The organism is Rhodopila globiformis (assembly GCF_002937115.1).
GTDB classification, from domain to species: Bacteria; Pseudomonadota; Alphaproteobacteria; order Acetobacterales; family Acetobacteraceae; genus Rhodopila; species Rhodopila globiformis.
Genome location: NZ_NHRY01000243.1, coordinates 34,221 through 53,298, shown reverse-complemented (window position 1 = coordinate 53,298; position 19,078 = coordinate 34,221). Strand labels below are relative to the sequence as shown.

Below are 19,078 nucleotides of genomic sequence, written 5' to 3'. Positions count from 1 at the left end.
CTGAACCGGCCACTTTAGTGGCCAACTGAACCCGGGACCGCGTTAGCGGTCCCGCTTGCCGCTTTGAGCGGCTCACACTCAACGGGCCGCGTCAGCGACCCGCCCGGCCGCTTTGAGCGGCCAACACTATAAAGCCCCCGGCTCTGCCGGGGGATATTTACTCGGTACGGCCAAAGCGGCAGAGAATTGGTTATGTTGCAACGTAGAAATTGATGCGACGTCCGGCAAACGTGACGGCGCTGCCCCCAATTTAATACGTGTCATTCCAGTCAAAAGCGTGGGGAGCGGCTTCCCCAGCCTTTACCTGGGAAATTCGTCACAAGTCATAACGATAAGGCAATATAAGGCCGTCAGTGCGCATGGCCCAGAGCGCCGAATCGTTTACAGGCCGCGATGACATGGCGACCTACCACGCACAGGTCGATCTGCCCTATCCTCCGCAGCAGATCTTCGCCCTCGTCGCCGACATCGAAAGCTATCCGCAATTCCTGCATCATCTCGCCTCCGCCCGCATCCGGCGGCGGAAGGACAACACACTGTGGGTTGAGCAGGTCGTCCGCCTCGGATTTCTGCGGCTGAAATTCAGCACCCGCGCGCTGCTGGAGCCGCCAACGCGCCTGCGCGTCGTCTGCCACGACTCGCTGTTCGGCATGTTCGACCAGGCGTGGCATTTCACGCCCATCGCATCCGGCGGCACGCGCCTCGGGTGCCATGCCACCTATGAGGTCCGTTCAGGCCTGCTGCGCCTGGGATTGGGCGCGGCCCTGCCGGAGATGCTGGCGACGACGGTGAAGGGCTTCGAGACGCGGGCCGGGCAGCTTTACGGTCCGGCACGCTGAAACGACGCCGGGTTTGTCAGCATCCGTCCCGGGGTCTAGCCTCTCCCGCAAAACCACGGGAGGATCGCTTGGACCAGACAAGCCTGCATCCGTCCAGCACCACGCGGAACGGCCTGACCCGGGTGCCCTTCCATGTGTATCAGGACCCGGCGCTTCTGGACCATGAACAGCGGGACGTCTTCGAGGGTCCCGTCTGGAACTACCTGTGCCTCGAGGCCGACATCCCGAACCCCGGCGACTGGCGCACCACCTTCGTTGGCCGCATGCCGGTGGTGGTGGCTCGAACGGAAAGCGGAACGATCGCGGCGTTCGAGAACCGCTGCCTGCACCGCGGTTCGCTGATCTGCTTCGACAATGCCGGCCACGCACGCGATTTCACCTGCGTCTATCACGCCTGGCGCTACGGCCTGGACGGCACGCTGAAATCCGTCGCCTTCCGCAAGGGCGTCAACGGCAAGGGCGGCATGCCGGACAGCTTCCGGCCAGAGGAACACGTCACCCGCAAGCTGCGCATCGCCACCGTCAGTGGCCTGGTGTTCGGCACGGCCTGTGATCGCACACCGGACATCGAAACCTATCTGGGGCCGGAGGTCCTGGCAGCGCTGCGGATCAACGCTTCGCGACCCCTGACCGTCATTGGCCGGTTCACCGAAGTCCTGCCGAACAACTGGAAGCTGTACGCCGAGAACGTGCGCGATACCTACCACGCCAGCCTGCTGCACGTGTTCTTCGCCACCTTCCGCATCAACCGCCTCAGCCAGGGCGGCGGCGTCAGCGTCAGTGCAAACGGCGGCTGCCACGTCTCCACCACGCTGGCGCCGGAACAAGAGACCGACACCGCCTATGACGGGATGCGCTCGGTGGATGACGGGCTGCGCCTGGCCGATCCCAGCCTGCTGGACGCGGTGGACGAGCACGGCGACCGGGTGCGGCAGCAGATCGTGTCGGTGTTCCCGAGTTTCGCCATGCAGCGCACCTATAATGTCCTGGCGATCCGCCAGTTCGTGCCGCGCGGCGTGGACCGCACCGACCTGAACTGGATCTACCTGGGCTATGCCGACGATCCGCCGGACCTGCGGCGGCGCCGGTTGAAGCAGTTGAACCTCGCCGGGCCGGCCGGGTTCGTTTCCATGGAGGATGGTTGTATCGGCAACTTCGTCGAGCGCGGCGCCGCGGTGGCGGCGAATGCGTCATCCCTGATGGAAATGGGCGGCGCCGGGACGGAAAGCCAGGACACGCGGGCGACCGAGACCGCCATCCGCGGCTTCTGGAAGCTGTGGCGATCGATGATGGGGATGTAATGGCATGCTGTCCCGTATCGCCGCCCTGAACGCCGAATACGCCGCCGCCATCGACGACGATCGCCTGGAGGAATGGCCGGGCTTCTTCCGCGAGGCGTGCCTCTACAAGATCACCTCGGCCGACAATCTGCGGGACGGCAACGAAGCCGGCATTGTCTATGCCGACAGCCGGGCGATGCTGGCCGATCGGGTGGTGGCCTTGCGGCGGGCGAATGTCTATGAGCGGCAGACCTACCGCCACATCGTCGGCACGCCGCGGCTGACCGGCTCCGCCTCCGCCGAGACGCCGTTCCTCGTGGTGCGGACGATGCGCGACGGACGGATGGACCTGTTCGCCGCCGGCCGCTACCGCGATCGGCTGCATGACGAGAACGGTCTGCTGCGCTTCGCCAAACGGATCGTCATCTGCGATTCCTCGCATTTCGATACGCTGGTCGCGATTCCGCTGTAACCGCGCGGCTTTGGGAGGACCCCGCTTTGCCGGTCGAGACGGACAAGGACCTGCCGATTGTCGATGCCCACCACCACCTGTGGAACCTGGAGGGCGCGTTACGCTACCCCTGGCTGGCGAGTGGCGAGCACCTCTGGCTGGGCGACTATTCCCGCCTGCGGCGCAGCTACCTGCCAGCCGAGTACCGCCGCGACACGGCCCTGCACACCGTCATCGCTACCGTCCACATCGAGGCCGAGGCCGACCGCAGCCAGCAACTCGCGGAAACCGAATGGCTGACCCGCATCGCGGCGGAGACCGGGATGCCGAACGCCATCGTCGCCCACGCCTGGGTCGATACGCCGGACGCCGAGGAGATCATCGCGGCACAGGCGGCCAATCCGCTGGTCCGCGGCATCCGCACCAAGCCGGTGATCGCGTCAGGACCCGGGGAGTCCGTGCGCGGCGAAAAGCGCAGCCTGCAAGACCCGGCCTGGCGCAAGGGCCTGGGCCTGCTGGCGAAATACGGCCTGTCCTGGGACCTGCGCGTGCCGTGGTACCATCTGGAGGAAGCCGCCGAAGTCTGCCGCGAGCATCCCGGGCTGCGTATCGTGCTGAACCACACCGGCTATCCGCTGGACCGCTCGAAGGAGCAGCTTGCGGTGTGGCGGCGGGGAATGGAGGCGCTGGCGTCCTGCCCGCATGTCTGGTGCAAGATCTCCGGCCTGACGGTTAAGGGACAGCCCTGGACGTTGCAAGTCAACGGCGCGGTGATCCGTGAGACCATCGGCATGTTCGGCGTGGATCGGTGCATGTTCGCCTCGAACTATCCGGTGGACGGGGTCAAGGCGAGTTGGAACTGGATCTACACGCAGTTCAAGGACGTCACCGCCGGCCTGCCGCCGGAGGATCAGTGCAAGCTGTTTGCCGACAATGCCTTGGCATTCTACCGGATCACATTGCCGCCGAAGGCTTGACATACATCTTACCACGCCTTACCTCGATGAGCATGGAAACCACCCGGCTCTCCTCGAAAGGCCAGATCATCCTGCCCAAGGCGGTGCGGGATACGCATCGCTGGGGGCCCGGCACCGATTTTTCGGTCGAGAATACCGGCGACGGCGTACTGCTGCGGCCGATCCGGAAAGGCCAGCCCAGCCGGCTGGAGGATGTGGTCGGCTGCCTGCCGGTGAAAGGTTCGGCGCGCAGCATCGCAGAGATGGATGACGCCATCGCCGCTGAGTTGCGCGACCGCCGTGATCGCGGCCGATACTAACATCATCGTCCGCCTGCTGACGGCGGACGAGCCGCGGCAGACGGAACAGGCCCGCCGGCTGTTTGAAACCGAGACGGTCTTCCTGCCGAAAACGGTGCTGCTGGAAGCCGAATGGGTGCTGCGGCGGCTGTACCGGCTGGAGCGCCTGCCGATCATCCGCGCCTTCGAGTCGTTGCTGTCGCTGCCCAATGTGCGGTGCGAGGATGAACCGGCGGTGCGGCAGGCGCTGGAATGGAACCGCGCGAACCTGGATTTCGCCGACGCGCTGCACCTTGCGTCCGGGCGGACAGCAGAACGGTTCGTGACGTTCGACCTCGGGCTGATCAAGGGCGCCACCACAGCGGGGATAGCCGTTTCCGAGCCCTGATTTGCCGCAACCGGCCGGGCGCTTTATCCCTTGGCGGATAACGGCGAGGAAACGGCAATGGATCTGCAGCTTCGCGGCCGGACGGCGCTGATCACCGGCGCCTCCAAGGGCATCGGCTTTGCCAGCGCGGAATGCCTGGCGGCTGAGGGCGTCAATGTCATCCTGGTCTCCCGCACCGAGGCCGATCTGGAGGCGGCGCGGCAACGGATCGCCGGGCGGCACAACGTCGGGGTGCGGATTCATGCCTATGACCTGTCCGACAGCCGGAACGTCCATCGGCTGGTGGCGGAACATCCGGACATCGACATCCTGGTGAACAACGCCGGCGCGATCCCCGGCGGCGACCTGTGGGCGATTGACGAGGCGCGCTGGCGCACCGCCTGGGACCTGAAGGTGTTCGGCTACATCAACATGTGCCGCGGTTTCTATACCGCAATGAAAGCGCGCGGCCGCGGGGTGATCATCAACATCCTGGGTATGGCCGGGGAGAAGATGGACCCCGGCTACATCGCCGGCTCCACCGGCAATGCCGGGCTGATGGCGTTCACCCGGGCGCTGGGCGGGTCCGCCGGCGACGACGGGCTGCGCGTCGTCGGCATCAACCCCGGCGCGATCGCCACCGACCGGCTGCTCGGGCTGATGAGAACGTGGGCGCAGGCGCGGCTTGGCGACGAAAACCGCTGGGAAGAGCTGATGAAACCATTGCCGATGGGCCGTGCGGGAAAGCCGGAGGAAATCGGCGCGATGGTCGCGTTCCTGGCCTCGGACGTTTCGGCCTACACAACCGGAACGATCATCACCATCGACGGCGGCGCGGCCAACCGGGGAGCAGTGTTCTGATGGACGAAGGGCCGGATTTGGCCTGAACGAAATCCGCTGGCATGCTGGTGGCAACAACCGCAAGGAGAGGATGATGGGTGATTGGGTACGCGTTGCCGCGAAAAGCGACATCGCCGAAAATGCCGTCCTGGGCGTGCGCGTCGGCGACAAGGACGTGGCGCTGTATCACCTGCCCGGCGGCGAGTTTCATGCCACCTCCAACGTCTGCTCGCACGAATACGCCCTGCTGTCGGACGGCTGGCTGGAGAACGGCTGCATCGAGTGCCCGCTGCACGCCGCGCAGTTCGACGTGCGCACCGGCAAGGCGCTGAGCGCGCCGGCAGACGAGGACATCCCCGTCTATCCGGTGAAGGTCGAGGGCGACGACGTGCTGGTGCAGTTGCCGGGATGAGCGACCGCCCAGCCCCGATCGATTGCGACGTCCATCCGGTCGTCCCGGACATCAAGGCGTTGCTGCCGTACCTGGACGATCACTGGCAGGAAGCGGTGGTCCGGCGCGGCATCGAGGGCCTGACGACGATCAGCTACCCGACGCGCAATCCGTTGAGCTTCCGACAGGACTGGCGCGACGAGTCCGGCCGCACCGCGATGGATGCGGCAACGCTGGGGCGGCAGGCGCTGGACCCGTTCGGCACGCGGCTGGCGATCTGCAACTGCCTGTACGGCGTGCAGGCGCAGTACAGCGAGGACCTGGGCGTGGCGATGAGCCGGGCGCTGAACGACTGGATCGCGCGGGAGTGGCTGGACCGCGATCCCCGGCTGCGCGCTTCGATCGTCGTGCCGATGCAGAATGCCGAGCTGGCGGTTGACGAAATCAATCGTTGTGCAGCCGATAAGCGGTTCGTTCAGGTGCTGCTGCTGGTGGGCTCGGAGGTGACGCTGGGGAGGCGGCAGAACTGGCCGATCTATGCGGCGGCGGAACGGCATGGGCTGCCGGTGGGGATTCATGCGGGCTCGATGTACCGCCATCCGATGACGCCGGTGGGCTGGCCGACGACGTTCACCGAGGAATACGTCAACCAGGCAACGGCGTTTCAATCGCAACTGACCAGCCTGATCGCCGAAGGCGTGTTCGCCAAGTTTCCGTCGCTGACCGTTGTGCTGATGGAATCAGGCGTGTCCTGGCTGCCGGCCTGGATGTGGCGGCTGACGAAATTCTGGAAGGGACTGCGCAGCGAGATCCCATGGGTGGCGGATCCGCCCAGTTCCATCGTGCGGGAACGGGTGCGGTTGACGTTGCAACCATTTGATGCGCCACCGGATGCAGCGTCGGTGATGCGGCTGATGGAGCATGTCGGCTCGGACGAGATGCTGCTGTTCTCGACGGATTATCCGCACTGGCAGTTCGATGGCACGGATGCGCTGCCCGCGGGGCTGGATGCAAGCATTGCGCGAAAAATAATGGCGGAGAACCCGCTGCGGACCTATGTTCGACTCAACGACAGGGAGACAACGCCATGAATGTGGACGTCCTGAACCGCTCGGCCGCCCCGATCGTGTCGTCAACCAAAATGGCGATCGCCGATTGCGACATCCATCCGCGCCCGGCCGGCGTGGGCATCGGCGGGGTCAGCAAGTCGCTGTATCCATATTTGTCGCAGCGCTGGATTGAGCATGTCGAGGCATTCGGCATCACCTACCGCCAGCCGTGGGAAAAAGGCGCTGCCTATCCGAAGAACCAGCCGCAGGCGTGCCGGCGGGACGCGTTCCTGCCCGACGGCGGCTCGCCCGGCAGCGATTTGCGCTTCATGGCGCAGCAGCACCTCGACCCGAACAATGTGGCGCTGGGCATCCTGAATCCGCTGACCAGCGGCCAGGGGGCGACGAATCCGGGGCTGTCCGCGGCAATTGCGCATGCAACGAATGAATGGCAGAAGGCGGAGTGGACGTCGCAGGAGCCGCGGCTGCGCGGGTCAGTGGTGATCCCGTACGAGGACGCCGCAGCATCTGTGAAGGAGATCGAGGCCCGGGCGGACGACCGGGAATTCTCGCAGGTTCTGCTGCTGAGCCGCACGGCGGAGCCTTTGGGCCAGCGGCGCTACTGGCCGATCTATGAGGCGGCGGCTGCGGCCGATCTGGCGGTGGGGATACATGCGTTCGGCAACGGCGGCTGGCCGAACACCGCCGGCGGCTGGGGCAGCTACTACATTGAGGAGATGGTCGGCCACTCGGCCTCGCAACAGGCGCTGCTGACCAGCATGATCCTGGAAGGCGTGTTCGAGGCGATCCCGAAGCTGCGGGTGGTGCTGGTCGAAGGCGGCCTGGCCTGGGCCGCGGCGCTGGGCTGGCGGCTGGATCGACAGTGGCGGAAGCTGAAGCAGGAGGTGCCGGGGCTGAAGCGGGCGCCGTCGGAGTATATCCGCACGAACGTGTGGTTCACCACGCAGCCGATCGAGGAGCCGGAGCCGCGGATGCATCTGGCCGAGGCGATCGATTGGATCGGCTGGGACCGCGTGCTGTTCGCGACGGATTATCCGCACTGGGATTTCGATGATCCCGCGCATGCGCTGCCGTTCAGGATGACGGAAGCGCAGCGGCGGGGGGTGTTCATGGAGAATGCGCGGCGCGTCTACAGGGGATCGATCGAGATCGCCGGCTGATCTGTGAGCAATGCCGCATTCGCTGAATTCTCCGCCATCGATCCAGGGTAGGCGCGGCAGAGTTGGCGTGCGACAAACGAATTTCCGCAAGAGCGATGGCTTTCGTGTTGACATCGAACTATGCGTCGCATTTAAGACCATACTTTGGCGTAATTCCGTCACCAACATGAGGGACGATGCATGAGCTACGTTGGCCTCGAATTCGCTAAGTCTGCCTCAGCCCCGCATCTGGGCGGCAGCATTACGGCGGGGGATCCGTTCACGTATGCGCCTCTGGTATGGGACTATGTCCTCAGCCGCTTCTGCATCGGCTCGGCACTTGATATTGGCAGCGGTTGTGGCAATGCGAGTGATTACATGTTCAAGAAGGGCGTCCGGGTCCTGGCGGTCGAAGGGCTGAAAGATAGCGTAACATCGTCGCTGTATCCTGCCATTCAACATGACCTGACCAAGGGTCCCATCTTGACCAGCGTTGATCTTGTTCACTGCCAGGAAGTTGTCGAGCATATCGAAGAAGAGTACCTCGAAAACCTGCTGGGCACCCTGATGACCGGCAAGTTCATTCTTATGACGCATGCTGTTCCTGGTCAGGACGGACATCACCACGTCAACCTGCAGCCATCGGAGTACTGGATCGACCATCTGACGCAGCGCGGGTGTCGTCTTATGTCTGAGGATACCCGACGCATCCGTGCCCTGGCCCAGCGTGAGGGCGCGATATATCTGGCCAAAACGGGCATGATTTTTGCCAATGGGTGTCGTTTCGGAAATGTCGTGAACCGGGCCTGACGGGTCCTGAACAAGGGGATGGTTCTGCGGAACATTCGATCAACCGGATCGAGTTGGTTGCCTTACAAGGAAATCCCTGCCTTTCTCCTAGGTTGGCTCGAGAATTCCAAAGAACGTTCCCCGTCAGGGCAGGCTTCGGAACTTTTCCCTCCGCCTGGACATGTGCTGGAATGCTGAGCAAGCCATCGAACAGAGGCGGGAATGAACTGGCCAAGCTCTGTCACCGAGATCCTCCAGCGATACCGGACGATGCGCGAGCTACGTTCGATGGAAAGGTCCGAGCGCGTCGAAGGTCACTGGGCGTTCAGGAACCGCATGATTGAAGCACTGGAAGTGCTGGACCGGGATCAGCCGAAGCGGGCCGCAGAGATATGGGACCATGCCCGTGCGGTGTTTCCGGATGAAGCCGTGAAATCCGATCTGGCGCTGAAGCTCCTGTTCCGCCTGCAACGCTACGACGATATTGAAGCGCTGATGAAGGCGGGTCATGACCGGTATCCCAACGATGCCCGCTTCGCGGAAGGGGCGGCACAGGTCGCGTACGAACGCGGCAACCTGGACGAAGCATTTCAGCGCGCGACAGTATTATACAGAAAATATCCACGAAGTACTGTCGGTTACCGGACAGCCGCCGCAAGCCTAAGCTTGATGAATCGCTTCACGGAAGCCGAGACGGTCATCGCAAAGGGGCTCAATGCGCTGCCACACGACGTTGGCATGAGGATTGAGTACGCGAAGCTTGCCGAGAGGAGAAAGGATTGGCTCGCGGCGTTGGAGCGGTGGACCTATGTGGACGAGGTTCATGGCCACGTAGCCGGAGCCGCGGGTGCGGCCAGCGCACTGACAATGCTTGGTCGATACGAAGAGGCCGAAAGCCTGCTTTCAAGCAGATTGCACAAGTTCAGCGCTGAAATGCTGATCTGGTTGCAGTTTGCTCGTATATCGGAAGGCAAAGGCGACTGGGAAGAGGCAGCCTCTCGATGGGCGGTGGTTCGCAAACGATTTCCGCAGCGGGCGGTTGGCTATGTTTCCAGCCTTCCGGTTCTGGCAAGAGTTGCAGATCGCGAACAAATCGAGGCTGTCCTGCTTGAAGGCATAGATAGAATCCCGGACGATCCTGTCTGCCTCAAGGAGTACGCATTGCTGGCGCATCGTGCGGGCGACTTCGCGTTGGCCGACCAACGCTGGTCCACGCTACGAGCCTGTTTTCCGGCGTGTCGCGAGGGCTATGAGCTTGGGGCGGCGGCGCTGGCGGCGCTGGGACGAACTTCAGAGTCCACGCGATTACTGGCACAGTTGCATGGCCAATGCCGAGCCTGAGCCTTGCTCGCGGCCGCGTCGCAAGGTATACTCGGGCATTATTTCATTGATGCTGGCAGAGGTGGCGACCGCTCCAATTCAGAAAGGCATGAATCGCCATGACTGCTCGAAGAGTCTTCGCGTTTGGTCATAGTCACCTGGGTCCGCTCATTGCGGCATACGAGCAGCAGAAACGCACCTCGGATCTGTCCTATGAACTGACCACATATCAGTTCCTACGGAACGATCGTCCACACATCGTGAAGATTGACAAGACCTGGCAGTATAACCCTGAGATCGAGCGCGAACTGACCGACATTATTGTCGAGCTCAGGCCCGACCTGGTTGTCATGATGCTGCAAGGAGAGCAGATCATACTCACAGGGCTTACCGTACCGGAGAAATACTACGACTGCTTCTTCCCTGGCGACCAAGACACGGCCGCGAACCACGCCTATGAGATCATCCCGTTTGACCTGATGCTCAAGGCAACCCTGCTACGGTACGAGCTTATCGGGAATTTTATCCCCAGGATAAGGCACTGCCTGCCGGACGCGTCGCTTGCGTGCTGTCCGCCACCGCCGGCGGAAGACGTGCGGCAGATCCTGCAAACAGACACCAAGCATGCAGAGATCGCGGAGACTATCGAAAGATTTGGTCTGCCACCTGCCCCTTGGCGTCAACGGATATGGAAGCTGCACACGCTGGCGCTTCGGACGCTCTATCAAAGCAACCGCATTCGGTTTCTTGAGCCACCATATGCGTCTTTCGATCCAGGCGGGTTTCTGCGGCCGGAATTCCGAAGCGATTTGTTTCACGGCAACATAAACTACGGCAAGGCGCTGCTGCAGCAGATCAGCGGCGTCCTCTGTGAAGGTTTGGTTGAAGGAGCCTCGTCGTGAGCGATCATCCCTATCGGAACCTTCCCGCAGCGAGTTTCTGGAAGCGCTCGGTCGCTGAAGTCCCCGCCGACAAGGTCGATCCGGTTGTACGGGGCAAGTTCCACATCAACCAGATGGATCGCGTGGCGACCGCCGGAAGCTGCTTTGCGCAGCATATCGCAAGACACCTGGCCATGTCAGGCTTCAACTATTTCGTCTCTGAAAGAGAAAATCCGGTTATTCCCGGAAATCTGGCTGCCGAATACGGATACGGTCTGTTCACGGCGAGATATGGCAACATCTATACGTCGCGCCAGCTTCTTCAGCTTCTGAAGCGGGCCTATGGCCTGTTTCAGCCGGTGGAAGATGTCTGGCACAAAAAGAACGGCTCTCTCGTCGATCCATATCGCCCTCAGATACAGCCCGACGGCTTTGCATCTCTCGCCGAATACCTTGCTGATCGACAGCAGCATTTTGCGGCGGTTCGGCGGGCTATCGAGGAACTGGATGTTTTTGTCTTCACGCTCGGGCTGACGGAAACCTGGGCCTCGGAGGAGGACGGTTCCGTATATCCCGTCTGTCCGGGCGTAGCGGGCGGGACCTTCGATGAGCGACGCCACCGGTTTGTGAACCTGACCGTGGCCGAGGTCTGTGCGGATCTGCGCGAAGCAATCGAATTCATCCGGGTCCGTAATCCGGCAAGCCGCTTTATCCTGACCGTCTCACCTGTTCCTCTGGTTGCCACGGCCGCGGACAGAAGCGTGATCGTCTCGACAACCTACTCGAAGTCCGTCCTGCGCGTCGCCGCGCAGGAGATTGCGGACAAGGATGAGAATATCGCCTATTTTCCGTCCTATGAAATCATCACGGGCCAGCATGCCCGTGGCAAATACTTCGCGGCTGATCTTCGGTCGGTGACCGAGGAAGGCGTCAGCCGGGTCATGGAACTGTTCATGCAACATTATGCGCAGGCCGTGCCGGAGGCACCTCCTGTCCGGAAGGATTCCCAGGCCATGTCGTCCGAACAAGAGATTGCCATCGGCGAAGCCATCGCCGTCATGTGCGACGAGGAAGCTCTGGACCGCTAACGAAACGGCAGGAAAGAGCTTCGGGCGGACCTGATTCGGTTCATCGGGCCACGGCTCTTCCAGTTGTGATCGTCACGACATCGGGCGGCGGCATTGCATAAGTTTCATAAGGCAATGGACAAACCCAGCTTGCGCCTGTCGCTTGACCCGCTTGTTTCGCTTGGCGATATCAAGGCGGGCGTTATCAATTCGACTTCGTCAACCTGAAGGCCGTCATGCTCGATTTCGGCAAAGAATTCTCCGCCCGCCGCCTGCAGCGGCATCGAGATGTCGTTGCAGCGCAGCCTGCACTCGCACTGCCATTCGCTTCGGCAGGATATAACCGTAACGATAACAAACCTGAGCACGCCAGGAGGCAGGCTGGCGTTGACTTCCCAGGTTACACGCTCGCTTGCCGTCCAGCGAAAGCGACGCCCCCAGAAGGACTCGATCCCGTGCCATGCCGGCCCGGGGTCTCTTTCAGGCGCGCACAGGCGGATGACGACGTGATGCCGTCCGAGATCGTCGATTGTCTGCTGCAGTGGCGGCGGCGAACCTACCGGCCCTCCGAGAATTGTCAGTCCCGAGCTCAGCCGGAATGCCACAGCTTGCAGGAACGTGGGGTCCCGGGATGAAAACTTCCTGATGAAAGCATGTGATTTCTGAAGATCCCGAGGAAGATCCCCGATGCGGCTGATCACCCGGGGGCCGCCACCGGAAAAGTCCACATAGACCGGCCCGCTATCCAGTCTCCTGTTATACAAATAATTGCCCAGGATCGATTGGAACATCGTCTCGTCCGGCAAGGCGGAGTACTCGAAGGATTTCCTGAGATGAAGGTCGCTCGATAACGTATCCAGCAGGACGTCGACGCTCCGCGACGTCAGCCCCCAGAATTGCGAGCCATAATACACCGGAATCTCTTTCTTGCCGATTCTTCTCAGTACCGCGATCTCGGCAATCTTGTGTTCAAGATCCTCGTCGATTAGCCGCAGACCCGAATTTCGATCGCCTGATCGGCCGCGAATGCTCGTGGCGTCATGGTCGTAGCAGAAGAAATCTCTGTACCGGGCATGAAACGGCGACGCCTGATCCTGCCGATGAATTGCAACCTGATCCTCCTCGTTCGCAAAATGAGCCTGCAACGCCAGAGGCGGAACGGCCGGAAGCGAATCGTCCGACAGCAGTATATACTTGTCGTAAGGCCCGGCGGCGCGGGCGGTTTCGATAAGGCCGATCTCGGCCTGGATCATTGAATATCCGCCCCAGTAAACGCGAACAGGGTGTTCCACGAATTGGCACTGGGCTGCGCTTTCACCCAGCCCGGTTGCATAATCCAAGCGGCTGAGCTTGGCGTCGACATGGACGAATACGTCAAACCCGGCTGTCCGCATGAGCGGAATTGCCACCTTCAGGACAGGAGCCGCGGCATATGCAAGGACCAGGCAGGCAATCCGCACGAGTGCAATCCTTGGCTGTTGCCCCGCTCTTGAAGCGCGTCATGTCCTGCGACAGGCCTGGGACACAAAGCAGGCCAATCAACAAGACAGGCCAATGTCCTTGAACGAAAATCCGCGCGCCACTGCGGGGCTTCGGTTCGGCACATCGGTACGTGCCTGCCATTATGACCTGGAGCCGAGGCGAACTCAACCCATGCAAGGGACGTCCGGCTGTAACGCCGGTGGGTTTCGGTTGCTGTTCCTCCTAATCGTGCCTTATGATTTGGCCTGCCCGATCGTAACCACGGATGGAGTCCTGCATGGCGCACAACTCCTGGCATCGGTTCTGCTTCAGCGGATTGGCCATGGCCTGGCTGATACTGTGTCCCGCACTTGCCGCTGAACAATCGCGAAGTGAACTTCCGCGACTCGTGTTGGGCCCGCCTGGTGACGGCATACGCGAAATGTTTCAGCACCCAGATGAATGGACCAAAGTCCGCGCCCATACGGGCGCCATCATACAGGCCGATCACTTGCTGAAACGTTACAGTGATGCCGACTGGCGGCAGTGGTTTGCGACCATGCGGTCCTGGCACATCCAACTCGAGCTGGCGGTTGGCGCAATCAAGGAGTGGGGACCAACGGCCGAACAGACGTTTCGCGTGGAGGCACCCATATGGGATAAAGCCATGAGGCTGGGCGCCGATTTGCATTCCATCGTCATGGATGAGCCCCTTTTCGCGACCCGTGACAAGCTGCACCGGCCAGATGACTATGCAGTCGAGCAGACAGCCCGGTTCGTGGCCCTGGTCCGCCAGAAGTATCCGGCACTGCTGATCGGCGATATCGAACCATATCCTTCGCTGTCGGTCGCAGATCAGGTCAACTGGATTCGGCGCCTGCAGGATCGCCTGCGCGCTGAACAGGTGGCGCCCCTGGACTTCTACAGATCCGACGTCAACGGCATGGCTCTTATCCGCCTCCATCGCGGCAGTTGGGCTGACATCAAGTCGCTCTCCGACGCTGTCCATCAACAGGGATTGCCCTTCAGCCTCATTTACTGGGCGTCGGGCTGGCCCTTCCTGCACTCCTACATGCGCTCCCATGGGCTCCCCAACGAGGGCCTCGTCAGTGAGGAGATTTGGTGCAATCAGCTTTCGGTACAAGAAACGACGGTTCGCAACTTGCAAATTCATCCTGACCAGATCGTGGTCCAAAGCTGGATCGCGGCACCGTCGCGAACTCTGCCCGAAAACTCCCGCACGTGCACCTTCACGAAGTCGGCTCTCAGCGTGATCAGGCACTCCATGACCGGCTACCGGTAACCGCCCACAAGGTGCCAACAGCCGGCGGCAGGTGCAGGACCGCGTCCACGGGAATCACCGGCAAGTCCCGGTGATCTTGCCGAACCAGAATTCCTGTGGTTCTTTCGACAACCCTCACGCATTGCTCCGCTCCCACCTCCGTGGCACCCTCCGGCGTCCCAGGCCCCGCAACCACGGACCCGCAACGTGACCCTGATCCTCGCCAGCCGCCCGAACGTCTATTCGTCCAGCCCGCTCGACCGACTCGCCCACCGGCGCGAGGACCCGGACTGGATCAATGATCGCCTGCGCGATCCGGACTCGCTGTTCGTTCCGGTCTGGCGATCACGCAGCCTGGTGCGCGGCGCCGCCGACGGCAATCCGGAAGCCGTTTATATCTCTGGTGAAATGGCCGCCGCGTTGCGGATGCAGGAGGGGCCCTGGGCCTTCCTCGGCACGCTGGAGGATCGCGCGGTGTTCGCCGTCGACATCTCGGCGGCGGAGGACCCGGTGCCGCTGTTGCCGGACTCGCTCGGCAGCTTCGTCGACCTGCGCTCCGTCGGCTGGGGCGTGCCGCGGCCCGAGGCGTCCGTGCTGGCGCATGCCCGCGGGCTGCTGCACTGGCGGCAGCGGCACAGGTTCTGCGGCGTGTGCGGCGGCGCCTGCGAATCGCACAGCGCCGGCCACGTGATGCAATGCACCGTGTGCAACGCCCAGCATTTCCCCCGCACCGACCCGGCCGTCATCATGCTGGTGCATCGCGGTGACCGCGCGCTGCTCGGGCACTCCGCCCGCTTCCCGAAGGCGACGATGTATTCCACCCTCGCCGGCTTCGTCGAACCCGGGGAATCGCTGGAAGAAGCCGTCCGCCGCGAAGTGCAGGAGGAGTCCGGCATCAGCGTCGGCGCCGTGCACTACCACTCCAGCCAGCCCTGGCCGTTCCCCGGCAACATCATGCTCGGCTTCTACGCCGAGGCGCTGACCGAACAGATTACCATCGACACGAACGAACTGAAGGACGCCCGCTGGTTCAGCCGCGACGACATCCGCAACCGCCACGAACGCGGCTTCGACCTGCCGCGCGTGGACAGCATCGCGCGGCGGCTGATCGAGGACTGGCTCGTCGCCTGATGCCCGCCCTGCTGACCATCGGCTATGAAGGCTGCACCATCGACAGGGTGGTTGCAGCCCTGAAGCAGGCCGGCGCCGGGCTGCTGATCGACGTCCGTGCCGTGCCGCAGTCGCGCAAGCCGGGTTTCTCCAAGCGCCAGCTTGCCGCGGCGCTGGACGAGGCCGGGATCGCCTATGTGCACCTGCAGGCGCTCGGCACGCCGAAGCCGGGCCGCGACGCCGTCCGCTCTGGCCATCCCGACCGGATGGAGGCCATCTACCGCGACCACATGCAAGCCGATCGGCCGCAGGCGGAACTGGCGCAGGCGACGATGCTGGCGCGGGAACGGGCGGCCTGCCTGCTGTGCTTCGAGCACGACCCCACCACCTGTCACCGCCGGCTGGTTGCCGAGATGATTGCCGCGGAAACCGGGCAGCCGGTGGTGCATCTGCGGGTGCCGCTCCAGGCTTGATGGCGGTCACCCATGGCGACGATGGCGGGATGCCCGCCGGCAATCTGGCGCGAAGAATCTTGTCGCTGGTGGTCATAACAGCCTGTATCTGACCAACATGTTGGTCAGGACGGCGCGATGCAGCCGGTGAACCTCGCCGAAGCGAAAGCGCATTTCAGTGAGCTGGTAGCACGGGCGGAAGCCGGTGAGACGATACAGATCAACCGCCGGGGCAAGGCTGTGGCGCAGCTCAGCAGCCTGACGCGGACACGCAAGCCGATAAGGCTGGCCATGCTGAAGGCCGTCACCGACACCATGCCAGAGTGTACGGCGGAGAGTGTCGTGCCTGCCATGCGGAGCGAGGCACGCTACTGACATACGACCTCGACACCTCCCTGCTGGTCGCCGCCCTGACCCGGGAAGCGGCAACCGCCAGGGTCCAGGTCTGGCTGGACCAGCAGGCGTCGGCAGCGTTGCCGATCAGCGACTGGATCGTGACCGAATTCGCCTCGGCCCTGTCGATGAAGATCCGGATGCACCAGTTGCGCACCGAAGATCGTGCCAATGCGATGAGCGTGTTCACCCGCCTGAAGGCGGAGTCGCTGATCGTCGTTCCGGTGGCCCGGGCACATTTCCTGGCTGCTGCCCGGTTCGCCGAACAGCACGCCCTCGGGCTGCGGGCCGGCGATGCGTTGCATGTCGCAATCGCGGCGGAGCAAGGCGCCACGATCTGCACGCTGGACAAGCGCCTGGCTGAGGCCGCCGTTGCACCGGGGATCGGTTCCGAGCTGGCGTGATGCCCGGGAGAGGGCCGGCCGTCCTCCCAACCCAAGAAAAAAAGCCCCGGACCTGCGCCCGGGGCTTCTTCCTTAATCAACCCGACCCGTCTTAGTGGATCAGGCCCGCCAGGATCGCCAGCAGCAGCAGCGCCACGATGTTGGTGATCTTGATCATCGGGTTCACCGCCGGGCCGGCGGTGTCCTTGTACGGGTCGCCCACGGTGTCACCGGTCACCGCCGCCTTGTGCGCCTCGGAGCCCTTGCCGCCGTAGTTGCCCTCTTCGATGTACTTCTTCGCGTTGTCCCACGCGCCGCCGCCCGATGTCATCGAGATGGCGACGAACAGGCCGGTCACGATCGTGCCCAGCAGCATCGCGCCCAGCGCCGCGAAGGCCGAGGCCTTGCCGGCGATGATCGCGATGATGATCCACAGCGCAATCGGCGCGAGGACCGGCAGCAGCGACGGCAGGATCATCTCCTTGATCGCGGCCTTGGTCAGCAGGTCCACGGCGCGGCCGTATTCCGGCTTGCCGGTGCCTTCCATGATGCCCTTGATCTCGCGGAACTGGCGGCGGACTTCCACCACCACGGCGCCGGCCGCCCGGCCCACCGCGGTCATGCCCATCGCGCCGAACAGGTACGGCATCATGCCGCCGATGAACAGCCCGACGACCACGTACGGGTTCTGCAGCGTGAAATTGACCTTCAGCGCCGGGAAGTAGTGCGCCAGGTCCTGGGTATAGGCCGCGAACAGCACCAGTGACGCCAGGCCGGCCGAGCCGATGGCATAGCCCTTGGTCACCGCCTTCGTGGTGTTGCCCACCGCGTCCAGCGCGTCGGTCGTCACCCGTACCTCGGCCGGCAGGTCCGCCATCTCGGCGATGCCGCCGGCGTTGTCGGTCACCGGGCCATAGGCGTCCAGCGCGACGATCATGCCGGCCAGCGACAGCATCGTCGTCGCCGCCACGGCAATGCCGTACAGGCCGGCGATCATCGAGGTCAGGATGATGCCGACGCTGATCACCACCACCGGCAGCGCCGTCGCCTCCATCGACACCGCCAGGCCCTGGATCACGTTGGTGCCGTGGCCGGTGGTGGAGCTCAGCGCGATCGAGCGCACCGGGCGATACGCGGTGGAGGTGTAGTACTCGGTGATCACCACGATCAGCCCGGTCACGATCAGGCCGATCAGGGCGCAGATGTACAGCTCGAAGCCGTTGACCGTACCGCCCGAGGCCATCTTCAGCGGCGTGAACAGGCCGGCCGCCAGGATCGTCACCACCAGGATGCTCACGGCCGATGCCCCGCCGGTGACGATCAGGCCGCGGTACAGCGCCTTCATGATGCCGTTGTCCGGCCCGAGCTTGACGTAGTAGGTGCCGGCGATGGAGGTCACAATGCACACCGCGCAGATGCCCAGCGGCAGCATCAGCAGGTTGTCGCGCACCACGCCGGAGAACTCGATCGCCGCCAGCAGCATAGTGGCGACGATGGTCACGGCATAGGTTTCGAACAGGTCCGCGGCCATGCCGGCGCAGTCGCCGACGTTGTCGCCCACGTTGTCGGCGATCACGGCGGGGTTGCGGGGGTCATCCTCGGGAATACCCGCTTCGACCTTGCCCACGAGGTCCGCGCCCACGTCGGCGCCCTTGGTGAAGATGCCGCCGCCAAGCCGGGCGAAGATCGAGATCAGCGACCCGCCGAAGCCCAGCGCGACCATTGCCTCCAGCACCGGGCGCACGTCGGCGTCCGGCCCGACGCCCGAGCGCAGGATGAAGTAGTAGCCGGCCACGCCAATCAGGCCGAGGCCAACGACCAACAGGCCGGTGATGGCGCCCGCCTTGAAGGCGATGTCGAGCCCGGCGGCCAGGCCGCGGCGCGACGCCTGCGCGGTGCGCACGTTGGCACGGACCGAGACGTTCATGCCGATATAGCCGGCCGAGGCCGACAGCACCGCGCCGATGAAGAAGCCGATGGCGGTCTTGATACCCAGGAACAGGCCCAGAACGATCAGGATGACGATCCCGACCAGGCCGATGGTCGTGTACTGCCGGTTCAGGTAGGCGCGGGCGCCTTCCTGCACGGCCGAGGCAATTTCCTGCATGCGCGCCGTTCCGGCGTCCGCGGCAAGAACCTGCCGAGTGGTTATAAGACCATAGACCAGGGCCGCGAGGCCGCAGGCTATGATCAGAAATTGCGCCGCACTCATCCGGGATTTCCCCTTCCACGTTATTCGCCGGCGCCGAATTTCCCGTAGCATTCGATCTGGCGCCGCGGCTCGGGCGTATGCCAGATGCGTGACGAT

At 63.3% G+C, this 19,078-nt stretch carries 21 protein-coding genes; 19 read left to right on the top strand and 2 right to left on the bottom strand.

Annotated elements, in window-relative coordinates; genetic code table 11:
• The first annotated feature begins 398 nt into the window (after positions 1-398).
• The 14 genes from CCS01_RS24730 (at position 399) to CCS01_RS24665 (ending at position 11,710) form a co-directional block, all read left to right on the top strand.
• On the top strand, positions 399-839 hold the full coding sequence (locus CCS01_RS24730; RefSeq protein WP_158258583.1) for a type II toxin-antitoxin system RatA family toxin: 441 nt from the start codon (positions 399-401) through the stop codon (positions 837-839).
• 68 nt (positions 840-907) lie between these two features.
• Complete coding sequence (locus tag CCS01_RS24725; protein ID WP_204848425.1) at positions 908-2,140, top strand: aromatic ring-hydroxylating oxygenase subunit alpha; 1,233 nt, start codon at positions 908-910, stop codon at positions 2,138-2,140.
• Positions 2,141-2,144: 4 nt separating this feature from the next.
• Complete coding sequence (locus CCS01_RS24720; RefSeq protein ID WP_104521430.1) at positions 2,145-2,591, top strand: aromatic-ring-hydroxylating dioxygenase subunit beta; 447 nt, start codon at positions 2,145-2,147, stop codon at positions 2,589-2,591.
• A gap of 26 nt (positions 2,592-2,617) precedes the next feature.
• A complete protein-coding gene (locus CCS01_RS24715) occupies positions 2,618-3,547 on the top strand; it encodes an amidohydrolase family protein (protein ID WP_104521429.1) in 930 nt (309 codons plus the stop codon).
• Positions 3,484-3,846, top strand: a complete 363-nt coding sequence (locus tag CCS01_RS24710) for an AbrB/MazE/SpoVT family DNA-binding domain-containing protein (RefSeq protein ID WP_239992383.1) — start codon at positions 3,484-3,486, stop codon at positions 3,844-3,846. The genes CCS01_RS24715 and CCS01_RS24710 overlap by 64 nt, the downstream gene beginning before the upstream one ends.
• Positions 3,827-4,213 carry a type II toxin-antitoxin system VapC family toxin gene (locus CCS01_RS24705; protein WP_204848424.1) on the top strand — a complete coding sequence of 129 codons (387 nt, stop codon included), beginning with the start codon at positions 3,827-3,829 and terminating at the stop codon, positions 4,211-4,213. The genes CCS01_RS24710 and CCS01_RS24705 overlap by 20 nt, the downstream gene beginning before the upstream one ends.
• A gap of 57 nt (positions 4,214-4,270) precedes the next feature.
• Positions 4,271-5,053, top strand: coding sequence for an SDR family oxidoreductase (locus CCS01_RS24700; protein WP_104521426.1), 783 nt, complete (start codon positions 4,271-4,273; stop codon positions 5,051-5,053).
• 73 nt (positions 5,054-5,126) lie between these two features.
• Positions 5,127-5,444: a non-heme iron oxygenase ferredoxin subunit gene (locus CCS01_RS24695; RefSeq protein WP_104521425.1), complete on the top strand. Its 318-nt coding sequence runs from the start codon at positions 5,127-5,129 to the stop codon at positions 5,442-5,444.
• Positions 5,441-6,514 (top strand): amidohydrolase family protein, encoded by a 1,074-nt coding sequence (locus tag CCS01_RS24690; protein WP_104521424.1) that lies wholly within the window; start codon positions 5,441-5,443, stop codon positions 6,512-6,514. The genes CCS01_RS24695 and CCS01_RS24690 overlap by 4 nt, the downstream gene beginning before the upstream one ends.
• Entirely contained in the window at positions 6,511-7,653 is a 1,143-nt protein-coding gene (locus CCS01_RS24685; RefSeq protein WP_104521423.1) for an amidohydrolase family protein, read from the top strand. Before CCS01_RS24690 ends, CCS01_RS24685 begins: the two co-directional genes overlap by 4 nt.
• A 180-nt stretch (positions 7,654-7,833) precedes the next feature.
• Positions 7,834-8,442 (top strand): class I SAM-dependent methyltransferase, encoded by a 609-nt coding sequence (locus CCS01_RS24680; protein WP_104521422.1) that lies wholly within the window; start codon positions 7,834-7,836, stop codon positions 8,440-8,442.
• A gap of 315 nt (positions 8,443-8,757) precedes the next feature.
• The gene (locus tag CCS01_RS24675) at positions 8,758-9,762 is read left to right on the top strand and encodes a tetratricopeptide repeat protein (RefSeq protein WP_146101949.1); all 1,005 of its coding nucleotides are present in this window, start codon (positions 8,758-8,760) and stop codon (positions 9,760-9,762) included.
• A 98-nt stretch (positions 9,763-9,860) separates the two neighbouring features.
• Positions 9,861-10,643 (top strand): hypothetical protein, encoded by a 783-nt coding sequence (locus tag CCS01_RS24670; RefSeq protein WP_104521420.1) that lies wholly within the window; start codon positions 9,861-9,863, stop codon positions 10,641-10,643.
• Positions 10,640-11,710 carry a GSCFA domain-containing protein gene (locus CCS01_RS24665; RefSeq protein ID WP_104521419.1) on the top strand — a complete coding sequence of 357 codons (1,071 nt, stop codon included), beginning with the start codon at positions 10,640-10,642 and terminating at the stop codon, positions 11,708-11,710. The genes CCS01_RS24670 and CCS01_RS24665 overlap by 4 nt, the downstream gene beginning before the upstream one ends.
• 104 nt (positions 11,711-11,814) lie before the next feature.
• Here the strand turns inward: CCS01_RS24665 and CCS01_RS24660 are convergent, their stop codons facing one another.
• Positions 11,815-13,149, bottom strand: coding sequence for a beta-1,6-N-acetylglucosaminyltransferase (locus CCS01_RS24660; protein WP_104521418.1), 1,335 nt, complete (start codon positions 13,147-13,149; stop codon positions 11,815-11,817).
• A 299-nt stretch (positions 13,150-13,448) separates the two neighbouring features.
• Between CCS01_RS24660 and CCS01_RS24655 the strand changes: the two genes are divergently transcribed.
• The 5 genes from CCS01_RS24655 (at position 13,449) to CCS01_RS24635 (ending at position 16,791) form a co-directional block, all read left to right on the top strand.
• A complete protein-coding gene (locus CCS01_RS24655) occupies positions 13,449-14,453 on the top strand; it encodes a hypothetical protein (RefSeq protein WP_146101948.1) in 1,005 nt (334 codons plus the stop codon).
• Between the two features lie 186 nt (positions 14,454-14,639).
• Positions 14,640-15,563, top strand: a complete 924-nt coding sequence (gene nudC, locus CCS01_RS24650) for an NAD(+) diphosphatase (RefSeq protein ID WP_104521416.1) — start codon at positions 14,640-14,642, stop codon at positions 15,561-15,563.
• Complete coding sequence (locus CCS01_RS24645) at positions 15,563-16,015, top strand: DUF488 domain-containing protein (protein WP_104521415.1); 453 nt, start codon at positions 15,563-15,565, stop codon at positions 16,013-16,015. The genes nudC and CCS01_RS24645 overlap by 1 nt, the downstream gene beginning before the upstream one ends.
• Before the next feature lie 117 nt (positions 16,016-16,132).
• On the top strand, positions 16,133-16,369 hold the full coding sequence (locus CCS01_RS24640; RefSeq protein WP_104521414.1) for a type II toxin-antitoxin system Phd/YefM family antitoxin: 237 nt from the start codon (positions 16,133-16,135) through the stop codon (positions 16,367-16,369).
• On the top strand, positions 16,318-16,791 hold the full coding sequence (locus CCS01_RS24635) for a type II toxin-antitoxin system VapC family toxin (RefSeq protein WP_408887507.1): 474 nt from the start codon (positions 16,318-16,320) through the stop codon (positions 16,789-16,791). The genes CCS01_RS24640 and CCS01_RS24635 overlap by 52 nt, the downstream gene beginning before the upstream one ends.
• A gap of 91 nt (positions 16,792-16,882) precedes the next feature.
• Here CCS01_RS24635 and CCS01_RS24630 read toward each other — a convergent pair whose 3' ends face one another.
• Positions 16,883-18,982 (bottom strand): sodium-translocating pyrophosphatase, encoded by a 2,100-nt coding sequence (locus CCS01_RS24630; protein ID WP_104521413.1) that lies wholly within the window; start codon positions 18,980-18,982, stop codon positions 16,883-16,885.
• Positions 18,983-19,078: the final 96 nt, after the last annotated feature.

What these genes read in the sequence shown, in the direction of transcription:
- CCS01_RS24730 (WP_158258583.1), top strand. Translation starts at nt 399, where the DNA reads ATGGCGACCTACCACGCACAGGTCGATCTGCCCTATCCTCCGCAGCAG.
- CCS01_RS24720 (WP_104521430.1), top strand. Translation starts at nt 2,145, where the DNA reads ATGCTGTCCCGTATCGCCGCCCTGAACGCCGAATACGCCGCCGCCATC.
- CCS01_RS24700 (WP_104521426.1), top strand. Translation starts at nt 4,271, where the DNA reads ATGGATCTGCAGCTTCGCGGCCGGACGGCGCTGATCACCGGCGCCTCC.
- CCS01_RS24695 (WP_104521425.1), top strand. Translation starts at nt 5,127, where the DNA reads ATGGGTGATTGGGTACGCGTTGCCGCGAAAAGCGACATCGCCGAAAAT.
- CCS01_RS24690 (WP_104521424.1), top strand. Translation starts at nt 5,441, where the DNA reads ATGAGCGACCGCCCAGCCCCGATCGATTGCGACGTCCATCCGGTCGTC.
- CCS01_RS24685 (WP_104521423.1), top strand. Translation starts at nt 6,511, where the DNA reads ATGAATGTGGACGTCCTGAACCGCTCGGCCGCCCCGATCGTGTCGTCA.
- CCS01_RS24680 (WP_104521422.1), top strand. Translation starts at nt 7,834, where the DNA reads ATGAGCTACGTTGGCCTCGAATTCGCTAAGTCTGCCTCAGCCCCGCAT.
- CCS01_RS24675 (WP_146101949.1), top strand. Translation starts at nt 8,758, where the DNA reads ATGATTGAAGCACTGGAAGTGCTGGACCGGGATCAGCCGAAGCGGGCC.
- CCS01_RS24670 (WP_104521420.1), top strand. Translation starts at nt 9,861, where the DNA reads ATGACTGCTCGAAGAGTCTTCGCGTTTGGTCATAGTCACCTGGGTCCG.
- CCS01_RS24655 (WP_146101948.1), top strand. Translation starts at nt 13,449, where the DNA reads ATGGCGCACAACTCCTGGCATCGGTTCTGCTTCAGCGGATTGGCCATG.
- CCS01_RS24645 (WP_104521415.1), top strand. Translation starts at nt 15,563, where the DNA reads ATGCCCGCCCTGCTGACCATCGGCTATGAAGGCTGCACCATCGACAGG.
- CCS01_RS24640 (WP_104521414.1), top strand. Translation starts at nt 16,133, where the DNA reads ATGCAGCCGGTGAACCTCGCCGAAGCGAAAGCGCATTTCAGTGAGCTG.
- CCS01_RS24630 (WP_104521413.1), bottom strand. Translation starts at nt 18,982, where the DNA reads ATGAGTGCGGCGCAATTTCTGATCATAGCCTGCGGCCTCGCGGCCCTG.